This window comes from Thermoproteus sp. CP80, assembly GCF_002077075.2.
Lineage (GTDB): Archaea > Thermoproteota > Thermoprotei > Thermoproteales > Thermoproteaceae > Thermoproteus.
On the sequence record NZ_LCWM02000021.1, the window covers coordinates 1 to 18944 of the forward strand.

Genomic DNA, 18944 nt, shown 5'->3' on the forward strand with positions numbered 1-18944 from the left:
CGAGGGAGGCGGGGATGTACACGGTCATAGTCTATAGGGATAAGCGGAGCGAGCCGAGGTCGCCGGATCAGAGGCCCGACCTGATGGTGGGGACGCTGGCCCAGCTACAGTTCGCCATCAAGTGGCCGGAGGCGAGGCTATAGGAACTCGTCGAGGCCCCGCCCCCGCCTGGCCTCCCTCGCGGCCCGCCACTCCTCCTCGGCCGTCCTGCAGACAACGCCCAGGTCGGCGCATCTGGCCTCTATCTCGCGGGACTTGGCCTCCCACCAGCTGCGGTCCGGCCTCGCCGTTATCCCGACGGCGGCCAGCATGGAGTCGGCGCCGGGCCGCGGCCTATATCTGTCGAGGATCACCTCGCTGCCGGTCTTCTTGGCGATCTCCAGGATCGGCGCGTAGTCGCCCTCCCCGTCGTTCACGCCGGGAATCAACGGGCCCAGGAATATCCAGGTCTTCACGCCGAGCTCCGAGAGGACGTGGAGCGCGTACGCCCTGGCCCTAGGCGGAGGCGCCCCGGGCTCCAGCAGGCGCGCGACGCCCCCGCGGAACGTGGTGATCGTGAGGCCAACGTCGACCCTATCCCTATGGACGAAGAGGAGGTCCACGTCCTTCAGGACGTAGGTGGACTTGGTCTGTATGGAGGCCCTGAAGCCCGCCGGCAGCAAGATCTCGAGGGATCTCCTCGTCAGCCTGTACCTGGCCTCGACGGGCTGGTAGGGGTCTGTGATGGTCGACATGCCGACGATCCCCGGCCTGGCGGTCCTGACCTCTCGGGCCAGCACGTCGGGCAGATTCACCTTGACGTAGACGACCTCCCCCCAGAGGTCGCCGGGCTCCCCCTTGGTGAAATCCCTCGCGTAGCAGTACCTACAGCCGTGCAGGCAGCCCAGGTAGGGGTTCAGGGCGTAGTCGTACTCGGGGAGGCCGGACCTGGCCAGCCCCCGCGCCGTCCTTATCTCGACTATCCTCACGGAGGCTCGGCCTTGCACCTATCGGCGGTCGCCTCGAAGCTGGACACCTTCAGGGGCCTGGCGTAGAGGGCGCCGCCCTCCTCGGCGAACATCACAGCGTTGTCGGCGTAGACCGAGAGGCCTCTGTCCTCTACGGCCGAGACTATCAGCGGGATGCCGGCCTCCCTCAACAGGGAGGAATTCCTCCTGAAGGTCTCCAGGGCCAGGTCGCGTCCGAGCAAGGCGAACTCCACGTCAAGCCAGTCCGTGATGACGACGTCCGGCTGGACCTCCTCAAGCGCCTTGTGGAGGCCGTAGGTAAGCCACCAATATCTCTCCGGCCGGACCTCCATCCCCTTCGCGACGACCTTGCCGCCCAGCCTCTCGACGTAGGCGCTGAAGCGCAGGGGATCGACGCTCCTGGCGGCGAAGAGCACCCTCGCGCCTCTTTTCGACACGTTGGCCGCCAGCATGGCTAAGAACTTGAGGTACGTCGCCGAGGCCGGCGCTATGAAGACGGTGACCGAGCCGGGCTCCAGCGGCCCCAGTAGCCTGTCCATACACGTGTCGGTGGCCAACGGCCGGCCGGCCCCCCTTCTCGCCGGCTTGAGCTCATCCAGCAGGACTAGGCCGATCCCCTCGATTATCTCGAAGGCCTTGACGAAGCCCGCCGGCCTCCCCCGCATCTTCTCGAAGTCCATGTAGCGAGTCGCGACGCCCCTCTCCGAGACCTTCCTGACGAGGTGGACTATGTTGTCCGCTATGTAGCTAAGCGGGTTTGCCCCCTCCTCCTCGGCCGTGAGCAACACGTCGACGCCCGTGGGCCTGAGGGCCCTATACATGACGTTTGTCAGATGGCCCCTCACGTCGAGGCCCTGCAGTTGGCTTATGGAGTCCAGCACGAGGAGGGAAGGCCCCTCCTCGGTCGTCAGCGCAATTATGTAGTTGAACACGTCCTCGGCCTTGGCCAGAACGGCGTCCCATATATGGGCCTTGTTGAGGTCGTAGCCGAGGGCAGCCGCGTTTTTAAGCAACAGATCCCGGTCCTCGTAGAAGGAGACCCAGAGGACCTTCTCCCCTCTCCTCAGCCTCTCTGCGGCTATGTGGGCCGCCAGCGTCGTCTTCCCCGTGCCGGGCCTGCCGTACACGAGGGTGACGCCCTTAAGATCCACACGGGCTCCGGAGCGGGGATTTTAAAGTTTGGGGGACCTCAATATCTTCACCAGATGCGACTTGGAGTGCCAGACGTCTAGCGGCAGGCGGAGGTGCGACGCCATGTAGGCCAGAGCCTCCCCCAGGTCGTCGAACCTCTCGGGCCGTTCCCTGAAGAGCGCCCTCACGTTCTCCCTCACGAACCACACCCCGATCGGCAGGTCGAAGCCGGGATATATCTCGCGCCAGAGGACTACAGCCGCCTGTCTCCCCATGGACCTAAGGGCCTCCGCCGCCGCAAGCCTCGCCGCGTAGTAGCAGCCGCCTATAGAGGGATATGTGGACCTGCCCCGAGGCCCCTCCCAGTCCACCTCCACCTCCGGCGCCCCGCCGAAGTAGTTCCAGGCGGTGCCGGGCCACCAAGCCTCGCCCCATTCGTACATGAAGCCCCTCGGCGCGAGGAGCCCCACGAACGTGTTCCCGCGCGTCTTCCGGACGAAGACGAGGTACCTATCCACCTCAGGCATGCGCCGTACGTCCTCCAGCAGTCTGTCCGATATCTGCTTGTCCACAGCCGTTATGCTCCACCGAGTCGGCACGAGCCTCCGGCGCCGGGCGACCCCCAGGGCCCCCACGCTGAGCAGCCTGGATATGCGGTGCACGTCGATTCCGGACCTGTAGAGGCTCCACACGGCCTCGCCGGCGGGGTAGTCCGCATCGGAGAACGCCCGCTCCACGACGCGCTCGGGGGGCGGCAGAGAGCCGAGGCGGAGCGACCGCAGGGGGGACGCCGGCCCGAAGGGAGGGGAGTGCTCGTCGAGGACCGGCTCCGCCCTCAGGGGCTTCTTGAGGTCCAGCTCCACGTCCGCGGGGCGCGGCGAGAGGGCCAGCACCTGCACGTCGTGGAGCAGACGGCCGGGGCTCCGCGCCGAGTCCACGTCGAATTCGGCGGATCCCCTGGCCAAGATCAGCCGCGACGCGAGGAACTCCTCGAGCTCCATGGAGAGCCAGGCCCGGGGGTCCTCGAGCCGCGCCGTGTCTCCCTCCACGGGGGGCACCGAGGGGTAGACCCTGACGCGGGGCCATCCGACCCTCCCCACGAAGACGCTCGGCGGGGAGGAGCCGGCCACCGACGACCTCCCGGCGACGGCCTCAACGTAGGTCCTCGCCCTGGCCTTGACGAGGACGGGGCAGTAGGGGAGCCCGCACAACATCTTGGTCCCCCGGCACCTTATGCAGAGAGACGGGTCTATCCTCACGGCATATAGGCCGCACTGAATATATAAGCCGAACGGCTCGTTGAGGCGGCCGGCGGCTAGTAGCCCGCCCCTCCCCTCGACTTCTCCACGGCGGCTTCAGCCTCTGAGAGCAACTGCCTGTAGCGCTCGGGGACGTAGGGCCCTATCCTCGTGGCCGACAGCCTGATCGAAACCTGTAGGGCGACCGTCCGGTTGTACAGACTCATGTCGATCCGCATCGTGGCCGACGCAGTCAGCGGGATGCCGTAGGCCACGCAGGCCTTAGCCGTGTAGTTGCCGGTGCCGTTGAGGAGCCCGCCGAGGCCCGGGAGGGCGCCCGTCGATATGTTCCCGCCCCCCTCAAGCTCCACCCCTGTGTAGTTGAGATAGGAGCAGTTGCCTGTTGCTCTGGTGGCGTTGATGAGGTCCGCGAAGAGCCTCAGCTCTGTCGAGTTTATCGGCTCTATCTTTCCGACGCATCTGCCCTCCGAGCAGGCCTCCACGTATGTGAGGTTTCCCTTGGACGCAGCCTTATATACAGCCTCGACGGCGCCGGGCATCTCGGCCGTCAGGAATAACACGGTGTAGTTGCCCAGGGGCCCTACGCCCAGGAGCCACCACCCCCGCATCTCCACGGAAATCGAGCCGGCGCTGGCCGTCAAGGTCAACGTGTAGTTAGCCTCGTAGTAGCTGGCGTTAAATCCGACGGGCCGGGTCGGCGGGGGGCTTGCCGTTGTGGTCGTCAGCCTGGCGACTGTCGTGGTCGAGGTCTGCCGGGCGGCGGTCTGGGTCGCGACGGCCGCGGCGGTCGTGGACGTGGCGGCGCTCTGCTGGGGCCTACTTGTGCTCATTATGAGGAGCGTCGCGGCAGCCGCGGCGACCAGGGCGGCGGCGAGCACGGCCCAAGTCCTTCCCATGGGATGGCTCGAACAGACTAATAAATCTGTGCTCGGGCGGGGGCGCATAAAAAGGCGGGGCCTTTACGGCGTAGATCCTACAGAGCCTTCTCGGGGAACTTGGTCTCTACGTACTTCTGGAAAAGGCCGGGCTCCGCCTCGCCTCCGGCCAGCTTGGCCGCCGTGTCTTTGGCCTCGGCGTCGGCCCAGACGGCGTTTAGATAGGCCGACTTGGCCTTGGAGATCTTCAACAACACGCCTTGTTCCTGTCCGCTGACCAAGACCTCGACGGCGGCCTGCTTGCTCTCGAGCGCGACCATGGACACCCCGCCGTAGGTGTTGACGTACTTCAACCTGGCGTCTTTCAGCGCGTCGATCAGCTCCTCCTTTATCCTCGACGCCAGCTCGTTCACGGCCGCCTTCGCGTCGTCGAATACCTGCCTCAACGCAGCCTCAGGGGCCGCTATAGTGGCCCTTCCGCCCTCCCCGCTCACGGCGAACTCCACCAAGTCGCTCAGCTTGATCGCGCGGGCCAGGATCCTCCCGCCCGCGTCCTCCACCTCCCTGTACAGATCGCCGGGTTGGTAAGCCTCGGCCGAGACGGAGGCGTAGCGGACCCTATAGCCGCCCGGGAGCCTGCAGATCTCCGCGGCCGCCTCGCCCTCGGCAAGCCTGATGCATCCCCCGGAGGCCTCGATCCTCCAGCCCGCCATATGGGCAACGACCTCCTAAAATAATATCTTCGCTCCCGCAGCCGCGCGGGAGACGCGGCTCGACGGCCAGCAGGCCCCGACCGGCGGGGAGCCGAATCTATATAAACACCGCCCTTCCGCATCACATGGACTGCGAGGGGTTCGGGATCTGGAGCGGCGCATCGCCGAGCTGATCGAGAGGAGGGCTTCCTGCCCCGAGCCTCCCTCTATCGGCGGCGAGCTCGGCGCGTTTCTGGCCTCGTTTATATCGAGGCGCCGGAGGCCCCTCGTGGCGTATCTAGGCCCCGAGAAGTCGTTCACGTGGGAGGCGGCCTCCTCCTACATGCCGGAGGCCTCCCTAGTTGCGGCTAGAACCATCGGGGAGGTCTTCGCCATGGTGGAAAACGGATCCGCCGACCTCGGCGTGGTGCCGTTCATGAACTCGCTGGAGGGGCCCGTCGGCGAGACCGTCGACTCGCTCGCCACGCGGGCCGTCCGCATATCGGCCGTCCTGGAGATGCGGATAGTGCTGTGCCTCGCGAGGAAGGGAACGCCGCGTGTGGTCTACTCGCATCCCCATGCGATAGCGCAGGCGCGCCGCCTGCTCTCCTCGCTGGGGGCGCAGGTGGTCTACACCAACAGCACCGCCGAGGCCGTCAAAGCCCTGGAGACGTGCGACGACTGCGGGGCCCTGGCCTCGCCGCGGGCCCTCGAGGGGTTCGAGGCGCAGTGCGGCGTGGAGGACGCCGAGAGCTACACCAGATTCGCCGTCATATCGACGGGGGAGGGAGGCGGCGGAGGCCGCCACGCGGCCTTGATCTTCGCCGTGCCGAACACGCCGGGCTCCCTCTACAGAGCTCTGGAGCCCATAGCCGCGGCGGGGGTCAACATGTCCCTCATATATTCGAGGCCTACGCGCCTCTCCCCGTGGGATTACTTCTTCCTTGTGGAGCTCGAGGTCGGCGACGGGCTCGACGGCTTGGTGGCCGCGCTGCGGGGCAGGACGACCCTCCTGAAGGTCGTGGGGCGGTACGACGTGGTTAGGCTCTAATCGATATCGAAAAATTTAAATATATCCGATATCTGTTTCGATACATGTGGTGGAAGGGATGGAGATGGGTGGTGGGCTGGAAGGGATGGAGGCGGATGGGAGGCTGGCCGCCTAGCTACGACGAGTGGCTCGACCACCATCTGAGGGGAGCCGTCTGGAACATGAGGGGCCTGGCCCAGTTCGTCAGAGAGAACGCAGGCAGGCTGGACCCCCAGACCAGGGAGGAGCTTGCAGGGGAGCTGGAGGAGCTGGTCAAGCAGCTGAGGGCCAAGTAGCCCACTCACGAGAAGTGAGTCACCTTTTTTATTGACGCCGGTTTTCCCAAGGCATGAGGCGGATCCAAATAGCCGCGATAGCCGCCGCAGTTCTGGCGGCGGCTGTGGCGTACATCGCGTACGCGCAGACCCAGACGGCGACTACGGCGATAGGCAACGCCGCATGGCGGGGCGCATACGGCGCGCAGGGCGCGAAAGCGGCCTCTCCGCCTGTATGGAGGCATGGGGCGGGGCCCGCGTGGGGACGGCCGGGCTGGCATCTGCCGGCCGCGGCGAACTGGAGCAGTCCGCCTGTGGCCGAGAACTTGACTCTGTCCATGAGCTCCAGCCAACTCTCCCTGCAGCTGGATCTGGTGGGCATAGTGAGGGGCCAGAGCGCCTTTGCCAGCATCGTGGCTGGTAGCGGCTCTGTGCAGGCCAGCGGGCAGTCCTACAGCGTCGTGAGCGCCAGCGGCATGGTCGGCCCGAGCTTCGCCGCCTTGAGGCTGTACACGGGCAACGCCCTGATATTCGTGGTGTACCGCGGCGGGCTCTACAGGGCTGTGGTGCAGCCGCTCGGGGTGCCGCAGGCCACGATATATTACGGCAACGCCACTGCTCAAATATCGTAAGATTTTTTCTTCTCCGTGCTCCTCATCCCCGACTTAATACTCGTCGCCGTCTCCATCTACCTGATAGTCCGCGGGGCGCAGGCCTATAGGGCGTTCAGGGAGGCGAGGCTCGGGCTCTTCGCGGCTGGGCAGATCCTCTTCGCCTTCTCCCTACTGCTCGAGGGCCTGGCGACCGCGCCCGGGGTCCCCAGACTCCTCGGGCCGCTCCTCCTATCCTCATATCAGATCATGGGGGCCGGGCTTCTGCTGATAGCCATCTCGGTGACGCCGTCCGCGGCATACGCCGTCCTCCTGGCCCCTCCGGCCTATCTGCGCGGCGCCGACGTGCTCGTGGCCGTGGACGCCGCGCTTGCGGCGTACGTCGGTGCGGTGTTGCTGTATAGATATTTCGAGGGCAGGGCGAGCCTCCTCGTCGGCGTGGCGTACCTCCTCGTGGCGGCCAGCCTCGCCGCGATCCACGTCTATTGGCTCGCGCTGATCTTGAGAACCCTCGCCGCCATACTCCTCGCGGCCGGCGCCACCTATGCCGAGGCCGAAAAGAAGTAGGATAGAGATAATAGCCGACGTGCTGTCGGCCCTCGAGACCGGTTGCGTGAACCAGACGAGGCTGGCGGCCGAGGCCAACCTCGCCTACGACAGGCTGGCGAAGCTGCTCGACGAGCTGGAGAGCAGGGGGCTCGTGACGAGGGGGCCCGACGTGTGTATAACTAAGGAGGGCCTGAGATTCCTCGGGGAGTACAGGAGGTGGAGGAGCTTCCTAGAGACCTTCGGCCTGTTTTAAGCCCGACGCGGCTCTGGCCTGCTCCACGACGCTCGCGGCGAGCCTCTCGCCGAAACCCGGCAGTCGGGCTATGTCGGACGGCCTGGCCCTCGCCACGTCGGCGAGGGTCCTGTATCCAGCCTGGAATAGAGCCCGGGCCCTCACGCGCCCCACGCCCCTCAGGTTCAGCACGAGCTCCAACAGCTCCTCCTTGACCCCGTAGACGACCCTGTAGGTCGCCCTCAACACGCCCCGGGCCCTCTCGGGGAGCTCCACCGCCGCGGCGAGCCTCGAGGCGGCGGTCCCAAGCCACTCGAAGAGGTCGGCGTATACCCTGATGTCGCCGGGCCCCACGCCGTATTTGTCGTATATCTTGTCCTCGGGGGCCTCGTTGGCCCACTCCCACAGCATCTGCACGGTCTTCACGGTCTGCCTGAACTCCTCGTCCTCCTCGTCGAGCTGCATGTGGGGAAACGCCCTCGCTATCTCGGCCGCCGTCTTCCTGTCGAAACGGCCGCGCCATATCTTGGGGACCTCGGGGGACGAGGCCACGAGGTATATATACGCCACCGGCGAGTCCCCCCTCATGGCCTTAAGCAGATCTATGTACATGGCCGCCGTCTCCGGGTCCACGTAGAGCCGCGACACCAGCCTGCCCAGCGGCGTTGCGTAGTAGGCGTCTCCGGACTTCTCCAGAAAGCCCCAGGCGACCAGCTGGTCGAGCGCCCTCTCCGCCTTGCTCCTAGCTATGGACATCGCGGCCGGGCCCAGCTGTATGTAGGCGAGGGTGGTCGAGAGGTAGTCCACGACCTCGTCCTCGGTGTTGGCGTAGCCGCTCCCGACGACGCCCAGGAGGTGGGACCTGAGGTTCACGTCCGAGAACAGCTGCGACCTCACGGGCTCCACGGCGCCCCTTATGTACCTCTCCATTATGTACTCGGCCTCCCGCTCGCTCGACGCCACGGCGATGGCCTCGCCGTAGGGATCCAGGCCGGGCCTGCCGGCCCTCCCCGCCATCTGTCTGTACTCCATGGCCGGTATCTCCTCGACGCCGGTGAGCGGGTCGTACCTCCTCACCTCCGCTATCACGACCCTCCGCGCGGGCAGATTCACGCCGGCCGCCAGCGTGGTGGTCGACACCACGGCCTTTATGACGCCCCTTCTGAATCCCTCCTCGACTATCCTCCTCAGCTCCAGCTCCAGGCCGGCGTTGTGGAAGGCCACGCCCCTCGCGACCACCTCGGCCAGCTCCCTCCCGATTATCCTGCTCGCCGCGGACTCCTCGACCTTCCTCGCAAGATCGGCCGCGGCCTCCGGGTCGATCAGCTCCCTGCCGCTCGCCGCCACGGCCTCCGCTATCTTCCTTGCGGTGGCCACGGTGGCGGATCTGCTGTTGACGAAGACCAAGGCCTGCCCGCCTCCCTCCACGGCGTCTAGGGCGAGCGCCACCTCGGGGTCGGCGCCCCTGGATATACGCCTCTCGCTGCCATCGGCGTAGCGGATGGCCCCGTCGGCGTAGACCCCCTCCATCAGCGGCACCGGCCTCCAGTCGGACTTGACCAGCTTGGCCCCGAGCCACCTCGCCAGGGCGTCGGGGTTCCCCACTGTGGCGCTGAGGGCCACCACCTGCGCCTTGAGGCCCAGGTACCTGACCTTAGCCGCTATGGACTCCAGGACGGGCCCCCTCTTGGGGTCCCCCACGTAGTGTATCTCGTCGAGAACTATGAGGCCCACCTTGTTGAGCCAGCTCGGCCTATGCCGCAGGAGGCTGTCGAGCTTCTCGTAGGTGGTGATCACCACGTCGTATCTGTGGAGCCATGCGTCGTCCGAGTCGTACTCACCGGTGGAGACGGCCACGTCGGCCAGATCGCCGTAGTGGGAGAAGTGCAGCTGTTTCTCGTACGCCAGGGCCTTGAGGGGCACCGTGAATATGGCCATGCCGCCCTCCAGCGCGGTCTTCACCGCGGCCACCTCGGCCAGCAGAGTCTTCCCGGAGGCCGTGGCCGTGACCATCACCACGTTGGCTCCCTCCAGGATCCCGGCGCGCACGGCGGCCTCCTGGGGGGGATACAGCCTCTCCACGCCCCGTCTCCTCAGGGCGTCCCTCAGCTCGGGCGGTATGGGCAACGACGAGATGTCCACGGAGGGGGCTGATGCCCGGTATTTAGGCCTTCATGGCCAGGCGGTAGGCATACGCGGCGTAGAGGAACTCCATGAACCTACGCCACTCGAGCCGGCCCCCCACGACGAATCTGCCCGCCTCGCGTAGCTCGGTCCAGACGGATCCGCCGCACGCTTGGCATTTAAGGACGGCGGCGCCGCCCTTCTCGATATATACCAGCGGGGCCCCGCAGCTGGGGCATCTATACGTCGTCTCGAACCACAGAGGGCTGGGTCTCAGGACTAAAAAAGGGGATCGGTTAAGATCAGTCGGCGGCCGGCCCCCTCTCCTCGACCTCGCCGTATTCTATCAGGCTACGTAGCGTGCTCTCCTCGCCTATGAGGTCCCTTATGGATATAACGCCGTACAGCTTCCCGCCCTTGGTCACCACGACGTGCCTTATGTTGTGGGTCCTCATGACCTCGGCGACCTTCCAGAGCGGCTCGGACGCCTCCACGGTTATGACGGGGGAGGTCATGTACTTCTCCGCCGTCGTGTTGAGGTCGACGCCTGTGGCTATGGCCCTCACTATATCCCTCTCGGATATCACCCCCAGCGGGTTCTGGGGGGCCTTCTCGTCCACGACGACGACGATGCCTATCTTCCTCTCGGTGAGGATCTTGGCGACGTCCTTCAACGTGGTTTTTGTGGACACAGTTATCGGCGGCTTTCTGGCCAGCGTCTCTGCGTTCATGGAGGGCGCGCAACGACAAGAATAAAAACATTTTCTAAATTATAGATCTAGCCTCTTCGGGCGCGGGGAAGGGAACGTTTATAACCGGGCGCGCCGGGGCCTCCATGCCTGTCGTCGTCGGCCTCGCCGAGTCGCAGAGGATCAGGATCCAGATAGTCAAGGATCTGCCCCAGTTCATGGGCCTCGGGCCCTACAAGGCCGGGACCGCGGTCCAACTCCCCGTCTACACAGCCCTGAGGCTCGTGGAGATAGGGGCGGCGAAGATCGACGAGTCGTCGCTCCTGCGGCCGCAGGAGGTGGCCGGCCTGAAGTTCGTGGAGGAGCGGGAGCAGCTGCCGGCGAAGCTCCCAGAGGATTTCTACGCCAGGCTGAGAGCCACCGTGGCGCAGCTGAGGAAGGACGGAGACTCCAAGGCCCTCAGCGCTCTGATCAGCGCGGCCAGAGACCTCCTCATAAGGAGGGTCGAGAAGATGGCCAGGCTCCTCGCCGCATCGCCGGAGCTGATAGACGACGAGGACTTCCAGGGGAGGCTGGCGCCCGAGGAGAGGGCCCTCGCCGCGGCTCTACACGGCGAGGTGAAGGCCCTTCTGGGCGAGATGCTGAGCCCCTAGCGCCTAGGCCCCTATCCTCTTGACGTATCCAGGCCGGGGCGTGTAGAGCTCGCCGTTCCTTATCATGAGGTCCACGAGCCGCTGGGCCTCGGCCCTCGGCACGCCGGCCTTCTCCGCCTCTTCCAGCAGGGCGTCCAGCCTCACGGGGCCCTTGTAGACCTCCTCCATCTTCTTGAGCGTCTCCGTCAGCTTTATGTAGGCCTCGCGGCGGGAGGCGGGCACGCCGGTCATTATGGAGTCGATGTCGACCACGCCGGACTCCAGGTCTATCCCCACCGACTTGAGGAAGGCCAGATAGAGCCTTACGGCCCTCTCCGCGTCCTCGCCGGTCGCTATAGGCGACAGCCTCATCTTGGCCTCGGCTATGGTGAGGCGTATGAGGGCCTCCAGCTGGCGGGCCGTTATGGCTATGGCGCTGCCCGGCCCCTGGTAGTGCCTCCTCATCTCGAGGTAGAACTGCCTTATCCTGTCCTTGGCCTCCTCGCTGAGCTGGGGCTTGACGTGCCTCCTGGCGTATATTATGTACTTGCGGAGGAGGTCCGGCCTCATTATGTCCTTAAACGACTCGGGGAGCGCGCCGGTGTGTAGATCCACTATGTGCGTGGCGACGGCCTTGTCGTAATCCTCCTGCGGCTCGTCCTTGACCACGAATATGAGGTCGAAACGGCTCAGAAGCGACACGGGGAGGTCTATGTTCTCGGCCACGGTGCGGTTGGGGAGATAGCGTCCGAAGGCCGGGTTGGCCGCCGCCAGGACGGCCGCCCTTGCGTTGAGGGTCGCTACTATGCCCGCCTTGCTTATGGAGACCGTCTGCTGCTCCATGGCCTCGTGTATGGCGACGCGGTCCTTGATGTCCATCTTGTCGATCTCGTCGATTATGGCGACTCCCTTGTCCGCGAGCACCAGCGCCCCCGCCTCCAGATAGAAGTCGCCGGTGAGCCTGTCCCTCACCACGGCAGCCGTGAGGCCGGCCGCCGAGGATCCCTTGCCAGTCGTATAGACCGCGCGCGGGGCCACCTTCGCCGTGAATTTGAGCAGCTGCGACTTAGCCGTGCCGGGATCGCCCACTATGAGGACGTGTATATCGCCCCTGACCCTCACGCCGTCGGGGTAAACTATCTCGTTGCCGCCGAAGAGGAGGCACGCCACGGCCTCCTTCACCTCCTCGTGGCCGTATATCGAGGGGGCTATGGACCTCACCACGAGGTCCCTCACGTCGGGCCTCCTGGAGATCTCTATGATCTTCTTCTCGTCCTCTCTGGTTATGTCCTCCACGAGCTCCTTGTTTGTGGATTCGAGATGCACCGCCGAGAGGAAGGAGCTGAGGACCGGCGGCCTGCCCTTCTTCAGCTCGCTCAGAGCCAGGTCCAGGATGCCCGTCATGGACACTATGTCGCCGGGCTTCACCGAATCGACGAGGTCGTCCAGTACGACGACCTCGACCGAGCGCGGCAGTTGCCCAGGCGGCAGCTCCTCGGGGCGCTCCTGGACCACAAGCTTCTGCCAGTCTATATATTGCGACAGCTCGGCCACCAGCGTGAAGGATCTGGAGGCGCCGCACCTGGGGCATCTGGACGGCGGCTCCACGTGCCGCTCAAGCTCCTGGACCAGCTCCAGCTCGTATCCGCACTGGGTGCATCTATAGAGGGCCCTATGGAGGAAGTGCTTAGGCGGGGTCTGCCTCGTGACTATGCCCTCGACCTTGATCAGACGGCCTACGTACTCCGACCTCAGCTTCCTCAGGGGTATGGAGTAGGGCGACCCCTTGACGCGGAAGTAGAAACGGCGGAGGCGTCTGGCGGTCTCGGGGTCCTTCTCCTCGACGACCTCCCTGACGGCCGCGTCGGCGATCTGCAGGACCTGCCTCGGCCTCTCCACCAGGAGGTCCGCCAGCTCCTTGTCGTATATGAGGACCTCGTTGAAATCCACCTCGAGGCTCCTCTCGTGCTGGACGATCATGTTGACCACCTCGTCCAGCACCTTCTCGTTGGAGAGGATGAAGTCCTTCACCTTGTTCCGTATAGCCTCCTGCGCCAGCTCTACGGCCACGGAGAGAGGCCGCCGGGCAAATTTAAGGGCTCCATGTATGGGCATTGAGGGGGAGAGAGTATTCCGTAGATATTGCAGCCCGCCGACCTGCGCCGCCTTGGGCCGAAACTTACTGGACGGGCGGCGCGATGGGCGCGAAGGCCCGTCCTAGGCCCGCATCGCGGAGGCGGGGCGAGGTCTGCCGCTGGCCCTCGCGGCGGCCGTCGGAGGATTTGCGGCGTCGCGGAGGCCGGCTGTGGGCCTATACGTAATCCTCCCTCCTCGCGATGTTCCTGGGGGTTTCTCCGTTGACCCAGCGGAGTAGATTGTCTACGGCTTCCTCCAACATGCGGCGCCACACGAGCTCGTTGCCGTAGCCTCCGGCCACCCAAGGCGTAGCCACGACGTTGGGCAGGGATATTATGTCGGCGTCCTTGGCGAAGTCGCTTCTGCTCCACCAGACGTCGGACGCGAATATAAAGCCGGGCCTCTCCCTCAATATCCTCTCCACGGCCCCCCTCTCCACGACCTCGGCCCTCCCAACGTTCACGAAAACCCCCTCTCCATCCATGGCCGCGAGATGTTGATACTTCACGAGCCCTCTGGTGTGTTTGTTGAGGGGAAGGGCGGATACGGCTATGCGCGCGCCCGCCATGGCCTCCAGGAGGTCCGAGGTGAATACCCACGGGCCTTCCTTCCTCGTCCTCGAGAAGCCGTAGACGCGGAGGCCCAGCGCCGCCAGCATCTTGGCGACCCTCGTCCCTATCTCGCCGAGGCCCAACACGGCGGCCTTGGAGCCGACCGCCATGGGTATCCCGACGTCCCTCCCGTACTCGCCCCTCTTCATCCTCCTGTCGTAGTGGATGACCCGCTTATAGGCCCCGAGGGCCATGGCCACGGCGAACTCGGCCACCGCGTCCGCGTTAGAGCCGGCGTTGCCGGCCACGACGACGTGGGGAGGTATGGCCTCCCAGGGGAGGTGGTCCAACCCCGCCGTTATGACCTGCAGGAACCTCAGCCTCGGCATTGATTTCAACTCCTCTGGCGTTATTCTGAAACATAGGGCCGCCTCGGCCTCCCCCATGCGGTCCCTCCCCACCACCTCCACAGCCCTAGACAGCCTCTCGGCCAGATCTCGAGGCAGATCGGCCGACACGTAGACCTTCACGAAATCCCCATAGATCCGGAATTTAAGCATGGTCCCGAGCCGGCGGCGCCCGCAGCGGCGTAGCCCGTACGGCATCGCCACGCCGCGCCTGCCGGGCGCGAGGACGCTCCCTCCAGCCCTCCTCGACCTCGGGTCCTTAATGCTCAATCCGCACGTCAAAGGGGCTCTCTCCATAGAATGCTCCAAGCCGGCCGGAGGCCGTCCATAGCCGCGGCGGCCTAGGCCCTTGGGGCCAGCCTTGCCCCCACCCCGCCGTGTTGAGTCCAGCGGTCGCCGACCTTGACCAGGAGAGGCAGCGACACGGAGACGCCGGTGACGAGGGCGGCCTCCTCGTCGAGGCCCCTCAGCTGGTAGGGGTCGTCGAGGTGCTCCGCGGCCGTGGCCACGTACCTCAGGTCTATGGGGTTGATTATCCTCTTGAATATCTGGGTCATGCACTGCGAGAGGGCGTCTGGATCCAGCTTCGTGGGCCTTTGGGATATCAGGCAGAGCCCCAGCCCGAACTTCCTGCCCTCTCTCGCTATCTTGACCACGTAGGGCTTGCTCACCGGCGACTCCCTGGCGGGCACGAAGTTGTGGGCCTCCTCCACCACGACGAAGGTGGGGATGTTAGCCCTCCTCAAGGCTGCCTTGTACATGCCGTCGAGCGCCACCGCCATGAATATCCGCTGGTCGAAGAGGTCGAGGCCCGAGAGGTCCAGCACCTTGATGCCCCTAGACGTCAGAAGCTTGGCGGGCTCGAAGAGCCTCACGGGCTCCCCTCCGAAGGTCTCGCCGTAGCGCTCCAGGAAGATGGGGCTCCCCTTGAAGAGGGCCCGCAGCCTCCCGGCCAGCCCGCCCAGCGCCATCTCGCCCGCGTAGCCTCCCGGGGCCGCCGCCTTTCCGCCCTCCATCACCTCCTCTATCAACTGCTCCAGGTCGGTCAGCGGCTGTCTGTCGCCGTAGGCGGTGGCGGCCTGCCACCCCTCCTCCAGGATCCTCCGCTGGGCTTCCGTGAGGCCGTAGGTCCCCTCCAGTATCCTCTCCAGGACGCGGAGGGGGAGGGACCGCGGGTTCAAGCCCACGCGTTCGTACCGCCTGGGCGTCCCGAACCTGGCCTCGAACGCCTTGTCTTGCGCCGACGCGTCGACCTTCCCCACCACGTAGACGTCGACCGCGTCGGCCACGGCCCTCCCGGCCTCGGACCTCGCCACCTGCATGGCGGAATACTCGCCGTGGGGGTCGAACACGACTATGGAGACCTCGGCGGCGGCCGCCAGGCGCTCTATTATGACTCCGGCCAGCCAGGACTTCCCGGCGCCCGTGCTGGCGAGTATGGCGCAGTGCTGGGTCACGAGCCTCGTCCCGTCCACAGAGGCGGGTATGTCGTAGCCCCAGACGGTGCCCAGCTCCAGATGGGGCCCCTCGCCGCGCGGCGCCAGGAACTTGGCGACAAGCTCCGGCGGGGCTCTGTAGACGTAGTCCAGAGGCCTCAGGGGCCTGGAGGGCCTCCTCAGCCTATCGCCCCTGAGGGCGCCCACGACCACCGCCTTCGCCTCGGTGTAGTAGAGGAGCGAATCGGCGCCGAGGTTTTCCTTTATGTACTTGACGGAATCCACGTCGTCCAGCTGGGCCACCAGCCTCGGGTCCACCACCGCGTTTCTCCGCCTCACCGCCACCACCTTGGCGAGCACTTGCTCGTCGGAGCCGGCCAGCAGAAGGGAGCCGCCCTCCGCCTCCACCCCGATGAAGGTGCGGAATATAAAGTAGTTGGTCGAGGGGACCTTGACCACGACTCCCACCGGGTCCACGCGTGCCCGGCGCCCGCCCCTTATTAGTGCTTCGGACAACCAGGCGGTTATACCTAACGCCGCGCGCGGAATGCGCCTACAGAAGGCGGACGATGTTCTGCGGCTTGAAGCCCTCGAGCTCGCGTAGGTTTATGACGGGGGTCCTCATCCTGTCCTGGTCGTCGAACCCTATCCTCGGGCAGGCGGTGTTGATTATCAGGTCTGCGCCTAGATCGTCCAGAAGCTCGGGCGAGGCCTCGTCGACCTCTATCAACACGCCGCCCGTCTCGGCGGCCGCCCTCTCGGCCTCCTCGATCTGCATCTGGCCCGGCTTCCTGGACACCAGCACCACGACCCTCTCCCTGTTGGAGAGATAGGCCCTGCCCTTGAGCCCCATCAGCCTCCTGAATTCGCCCTCCACGGGGTAGGACCTGCCCTTGAAGGGGTCGTACCCCCAGACCTCGGCGTCGGGGTAGAACAGCTTAACGGCGAGGGGGTAGAAATACCCCGACGACACCACGACGGCCGAGGCGCCGGGCGGCTCGCCGACCCAACAGCCCGTTATGGGCTCTCTGGCGACCTCCATGGAGTGCTGTAGGGCCAGCTCCTCCGCTATCAGCCTGTAGGGCACCGGGAAGTAGATCTTGCCGAGGGGGGGCCGGGGGAGGCTGGGGGGAGGGACGTAGTAGACGGGGACGAAATAGGCCTCCACCCTCTCGGTCTTGAGCAGATACGTATCTACGTCTATCCTCTCCAGCGAGCCGCCGGTGTTTTTCCTGAGGAGGTGCGCGATGTTGGGAGGCACGCCGTGGCCTAGATGGACTATCCTCCTGGCCTTCATGTACTCGGCGTCGGCCAGACCCACGTCGCAGCTTCCCCACACCGGCCTCCCCGAAACCTTGGCGCCCGTCCTCCTGGCCAGCTCCACGGCGGCCCACTTGAAGCCCGGGGGGGATTCTATCAAGGCGTCGGGCCCCAGGAGGGCCAGCACGGAGTCGGGCACTATGAGGTTACCCAGCTCCACGGCTCCTCCGCGGATCTGCATTATTGTTTTTGCCGGCGCCCCCCTCCCTCAGGGCCTTGACGAGCTCCCCGGCTATCTCGGGCCTCTTGACCTCGAGGTATTTATAGTATTTCTTAAACTCCTCCCTTATCGCCGACACGACCTTGGAGGGGTCGGCCCGCCCCGCGGCGACCTCCTGAAGGGCGGCCTCCATCTTCGACCTGACCTCCGGGTCTATTATGGGCCTGGCGTGCCTCATCAAGGCCGTGGCGAGCGACATGCCCAGAGGCGTCGGCACGCACTTCCCTCCAGCTATCCTCATGTAGCCCCTCAAGACGTTGGTATGTATGTGGTCCTGCATGGTGGCGTCGGTCCCTATGCCGTACCGCCTCATCAGCCTCAACAGCTCCGACTCGCTCATGCGGGGCGGGGGCTCGGTCTGCCTCCTCTCGATCTTGGCCGAGAGGAGCTGGGCCGGGTCGCCGCTCTCGACGCGGGGGAGGGGCTCCTCTTCCTCCTCCTCGTAGGGGTAGATGGCCCAATACCCCCTGGAGATCACCTTCCTCCCCTCGGCCTCGAGGACGAGGGGCCCGAAGGCCGCGGCGATCCTCTGCCTCTCGACCACGGCGGGCGGGCTCAAGGTGGCCAGGAAATGCCTCACGACCAGCTCGTAGATCCTCCACCCCCTCGCGCCCAGCCTCGCCTCTATCTCGCCCCTCTCGGCGCCCTTTGTGGGATGTATCGGCGGGTGGGCGCCGTCGTAGCTACGTCCTCTTGTGGGGGTCAGAGGCCTTCCGAGCAGCGCCTCGGCGTACTCGCCGAACTGGGTCCTCCGCAGCTCCTCCAGCACCTCCCTCAGGTCGAGCGTCGGGGGGTAGATCGTGGTCTCGGTGCGGGGATAGGATATATAGCCCAGCCTGTATAGCTCCTCCGCTATATCGAGCGTCGCCTTGGCCCTTATGTTCAGCCACCTGCTGGCCCTCCTCTCGAGCTCCACGGTCTCCAGCGGCACGGGCGGCCTCACCTCGGCCTTCTCGTATCTAGCCTCGGCGACCCTCCCCTCGGCCTTTCTGGCGGCGGCGAGCGCGGCCTCCGCGTCCTCCCTCAGCTTGAAGGGCTTGGAGCGCATCTCCACCCCCTCTCCCCCCACGCCGACCAGGGCCCTCACGACGAAATACTCCTCCGGCTTGAAGCTAAGCCTCTCCAGCTCCCTGGAGACGACGAGGCCCAGGACGGGGGTCTGGCAGGGCCCGTAGCTGAGGAACCTCCCGAACGGAAGCGCGGCGGAGTCCTCGCGGCGGACGGAAAGCGTGAGCAGCCTCGTGAACGCCGCGCCTATGGTCAAGTCGCTGGCCATCCTGGCGAAGACCTTCTCCACGACCCTCAGGTCCAGGTCGGCGGGCGCCTTGAACGCCCGCGTTATCTCGGCCTTGGTCACCGCGTTGAACCGCACGCGCTTGAACCGCGCCGTCGGGTTGACCGCCCTCACCTGCAGCGCGGCCTCGTAGGCTATGGCCTCGCCCTCGGGGTCGGCGTCCAGCGCCAGGTAGACCAGGTCCTGGCCCCTCGCCAGCGACCTGAGGGCGTAGATGTATTTCAGGGCCTCCGGCCTCGGCGTAAGCACCAGGACCTCGTCGAAGAGCCGCGCGGGGTCGACCGCCCCCCATCTATTCATCTCCTGGGGGAAGTCGAAGTCGAGTATGTGGCCGCTCAAGCCGAGGCTCACGGCGCCGGCGCCGCCGTATTTGAACCTGTAGGCCGGGACCCCCGACACCTTAAAGCTGGAGTACGTCCCCCCGAGATATCTGGCGATGGCCTGGGCCACGGACCTCTTCTCGGCAACTATGAGCACATCCGGCCCCCGCCCCATCTATAAAAGCAGTGGAGC

19 protein-coding genes are annotated in these 18944 nt (G+C 65.6%); 6 read left to right on the top strand and 13 right to left on the bottom strand.

The annotated features are described in order from the left end of the window. Window positions 1-137 precede the first annotated feature (137 nt). The 5 genes from B7L68_RS05475 to B7L68_RS05495 all read right to left on the bottom strand — a co-directional run bounded on the left by B7L68_RS05475 (window position 138) and on the right by B7L68_RS05495 (window position 4946). The gene (locus tag B7L68_RS05475) at window positions 138-968 is read right to left on the bottom strand and encodes a radical SAM protein (RefSeq protein WP_081246677.1); all 831 of its coding nucleotides are present in this window, start codon (window positions 966-968) and stop codon (window positions 138-140) included. Beyond that, window positions 965-2119: an RAD55 family ATPase gene (locus B7L68_RS05480; RefSeq protein ID WP_081246678.1), complete on the bottom strand. Its 1155-nt coding sequence runs from the start codon at window positions 2117-2119 to the stop codon at window positions 965-967. Before B7L68_RS05480 ends, B7L68_RS05475 begins: the two co-directional genes overlap by 4 nt. Before the next feature lie 21 nt (window positions 2120-2140). Next, window positions 2141-3358: an Nre family DNA repair protein gene (locus B7L68_RS05485; protein WP_081246679.1), complete on the bottom strand. Its 1218-nt coding sequence runs from the start codon at window positions 3356-3358 to the stop codon at window positions 2141-2143. Between the two features lie 56 nt (window positions 3359-3414). Further along, window positions 3415-4254 carry a hypothetical protein gene (locus B7L68_RS05490; RefSeq protein ID WP_081246680.1) on the bottom strand — a complete coding sequence of 280 codons (840 nt, stop codon included), beginning with the start codon at window positions 4252-4254 and terminating at the stop codon, window positions 3415-3417. A 77-nt stretch (window positions 4255-4331) separates the two neighbouring features. Beyond that, window positions 4332-4946: a hypothetical protein gene (locus tag B7L68_RS05495; RefSeq protein WP_081246681.1), complete on the bottom strand. Its 615-nt coding sequence runs from the start codon at window positions 4944-4946 to the stop codon at window positions 4332-4334. Window positions 4947-5214: 268 nt separating this feature from the next. Here B7L68_RS05495 and B7L68_RS05500 point away from each other — a divergent pair, with 268 nt between their 5' ends. The 5 genes from B7L68_RS05500 to B7L68_RS05520 are packed head-to-tail and all read left to right on the top strand — an operon-like array spanning window position 5215 to window position 7643. Beyond that, window positions 5215-5976: a prephenate dehydratase domain-containing protein gene (locus tag B7L68_RS05500; protein WP_193432475.1), complete on the top strand. Its 762-nt coding sequence runs from the start codon at window positions 5215-5217 to the stop codon at window positions 5974-5976. A gap of 44 nt (window positions 5977-6020) precedes the next feature. Further along, on the top strand, window positions 6021-6251 hold the full coding sequence (locus tag B7L68_RS05505; RefSeq protein ID WP_081246683.1) for a hypothetical protein: 231 nt from the start codon (window positions 6021-6023) through the stop codon (window positions 6249-6251). A gap of 53 nt (window positions 6252-6304) precedes the next feature. Next, entirely contained in the window at window positions 6305-6862 is a 558-nt protein-coding gene (locus tag B7L68_RS05510; protein WP_081246684.1) for a hypothetical protein, read from the top strand. 15 nt (window positions 6863-6877) lie between these two features. Further along, window positions 6878-7408 carry a hypothetical protein gene (locus B7L68_RS05515; RefSeq protein ID WP_081246685.1) on the top strand — a complete coding sequence of 177 codons (531 nt, stop codon included), beginning with the start codon at window positions 6878-6880 and terminating at the stop codon, window positions 7406-7408. Next, the gene (locus tag B7L68_RS05520) at window positions 7386-7643 is read left to right on the top strand and encodes a winged helix-turn-helix domain-containing protein (RefSeq protein WP_081246686.1); all 258 of its coding nucleotides are present in this window, start codon (window positions 7386-7388) and stop codon (window positions 7641-7643) included. The genes B7L68_RS05515 and B7L68_RS05520 overlap by 23 nt, the downstream gene beginning before the upstream one ends. Here the strand turns inward: B7L68_RS05520 and B7L68_RS05525 are convergent. Genes B7L68_RS05525 through B7L68_RS05530 form a run of 3 tightly spaced genes read right to left on the bottom strand, consistent with a single transcriptional unit; the run spans window position 7620 to window position 10477 of the window. After that, window positions 7620-9764: a DEAD/DEAH box helicase gene (locus B7L68_RS05525; RefSeq protein ID WP_081246687.1), complete on the bottom strand. Its 2145-nt coding sequence runs from the start codon at window positions 9762-9764 to the stop codon at window positions 7620-7622. The two genes, B7L68_RS05520 and B7L68_RS05525, sit on opposite strands and share 24 nt — an antisense overlap. A 22-nt stretch (window positions 9765-9786) precedes the next feature. Beyond that, on the bottom strand, window positions 9787-10023 hold the full coding sequence (locus tag B7L68_RS09055; protein ID WP_143615299.1) for a zf-TFIIB domain-containing protein: 237 nt from the start codon (window positions 10021-10023) through the stop codon (window positions 9787-9789). A gap of 25 nt (window positions 10024-10048) precedes the next feature. Beyond that, window positions 10049-10477: a CBS domain-containing protein gene (locus tag B7L68_RS05530; protein ID WP_081246688.1), complete on the bottom strand. Its 429-nt coding sequence runs from the start codon at window positions 10475-10477 to the stop codon at window positions 10049-10051. A 104-nt stretch (window positions 10478-10581) separates the two neighbouring features. On the opposite strand from B7L68_RS05530, the gene B7L68_RS05535 reads away from it, so the two are divergent. Then, complete coding sequence (locus B7L68_RS05535; RefSeq protein ID WP_081246689.1) at window positions 10582-11088, top strand: replication initiation protein; 507 nt, start codon at window positions 10582-10584, stop codon at window positions 11086-11088. A 3-nt stretch (window positions 11089-11091) separates the two neighbouring features. Here the strand turns inward: B7L68_RS05535 and mcm are convergent, their stop codons facing one another. From mcm to B7L68_RS05560, 5 genes are all read right to left on the bottom strand, one after another. Then, entirely contained in the window at window positions 11092-13137 is a 2046-nt protein-coding gene (mcm, locus tag B7L68_RS05540) for a minichromosome maintenance protein MCM (protein ID WP_081246690.1), read from the bottom strand. Window positions 13138-13378: 241 nt separating this feature from the next. Continuing rightward, window positions 13379-14284, bottom strand: a complete 906-nt coding sequence (locus B7L68_RS05545; RefSeq protein WP_081246691.1) for a 2-hydroxyacid dehydrogenase — start codon at window positions 14282-14284, stop codon at window positions 13379-13381. Between the two features lie 218 nt (window positions 14285-14502). Further along, window positions 14503-16074: an ATP-binding protein gene (locus B7L68_RS05550; protein WP_081246692.1), complete on the bottom strand. Its 1572-nt coding sequence runs from the start codon at window positions 16072-16074 to the stop codon at window positions 14503-14505. Window positions 16075-16150: 76 nt separating this feature from the next. Then, entirely contained in the window at window positions 16151-17077 is a 927-nt protein-coding gene (locus B7L68_RS05555) for a diphthamide synthesis protein (RefSeq protein WP_238136347.1), read from the bottom strand. Next, the gene (locus tag B7L68_RS05560) at window positions 17064-18926 is read right to left on the bottom strand and encodes a type IA DNA topoisomerase (RefSeq protein WP_081246694.1); all 1863 of its coding nucleotides are present in this window, start codon (window positions 18924-18926) and stop codon (window positions 17064-17066) included. The genes B7L68_RS05555 and B7L68_RS05560 overlap by 14 nt, the downstream gene beginning before the upstream one ends. Between the last annotated feature and the right edge of the window lie 18 nt (window positions 18927-18944).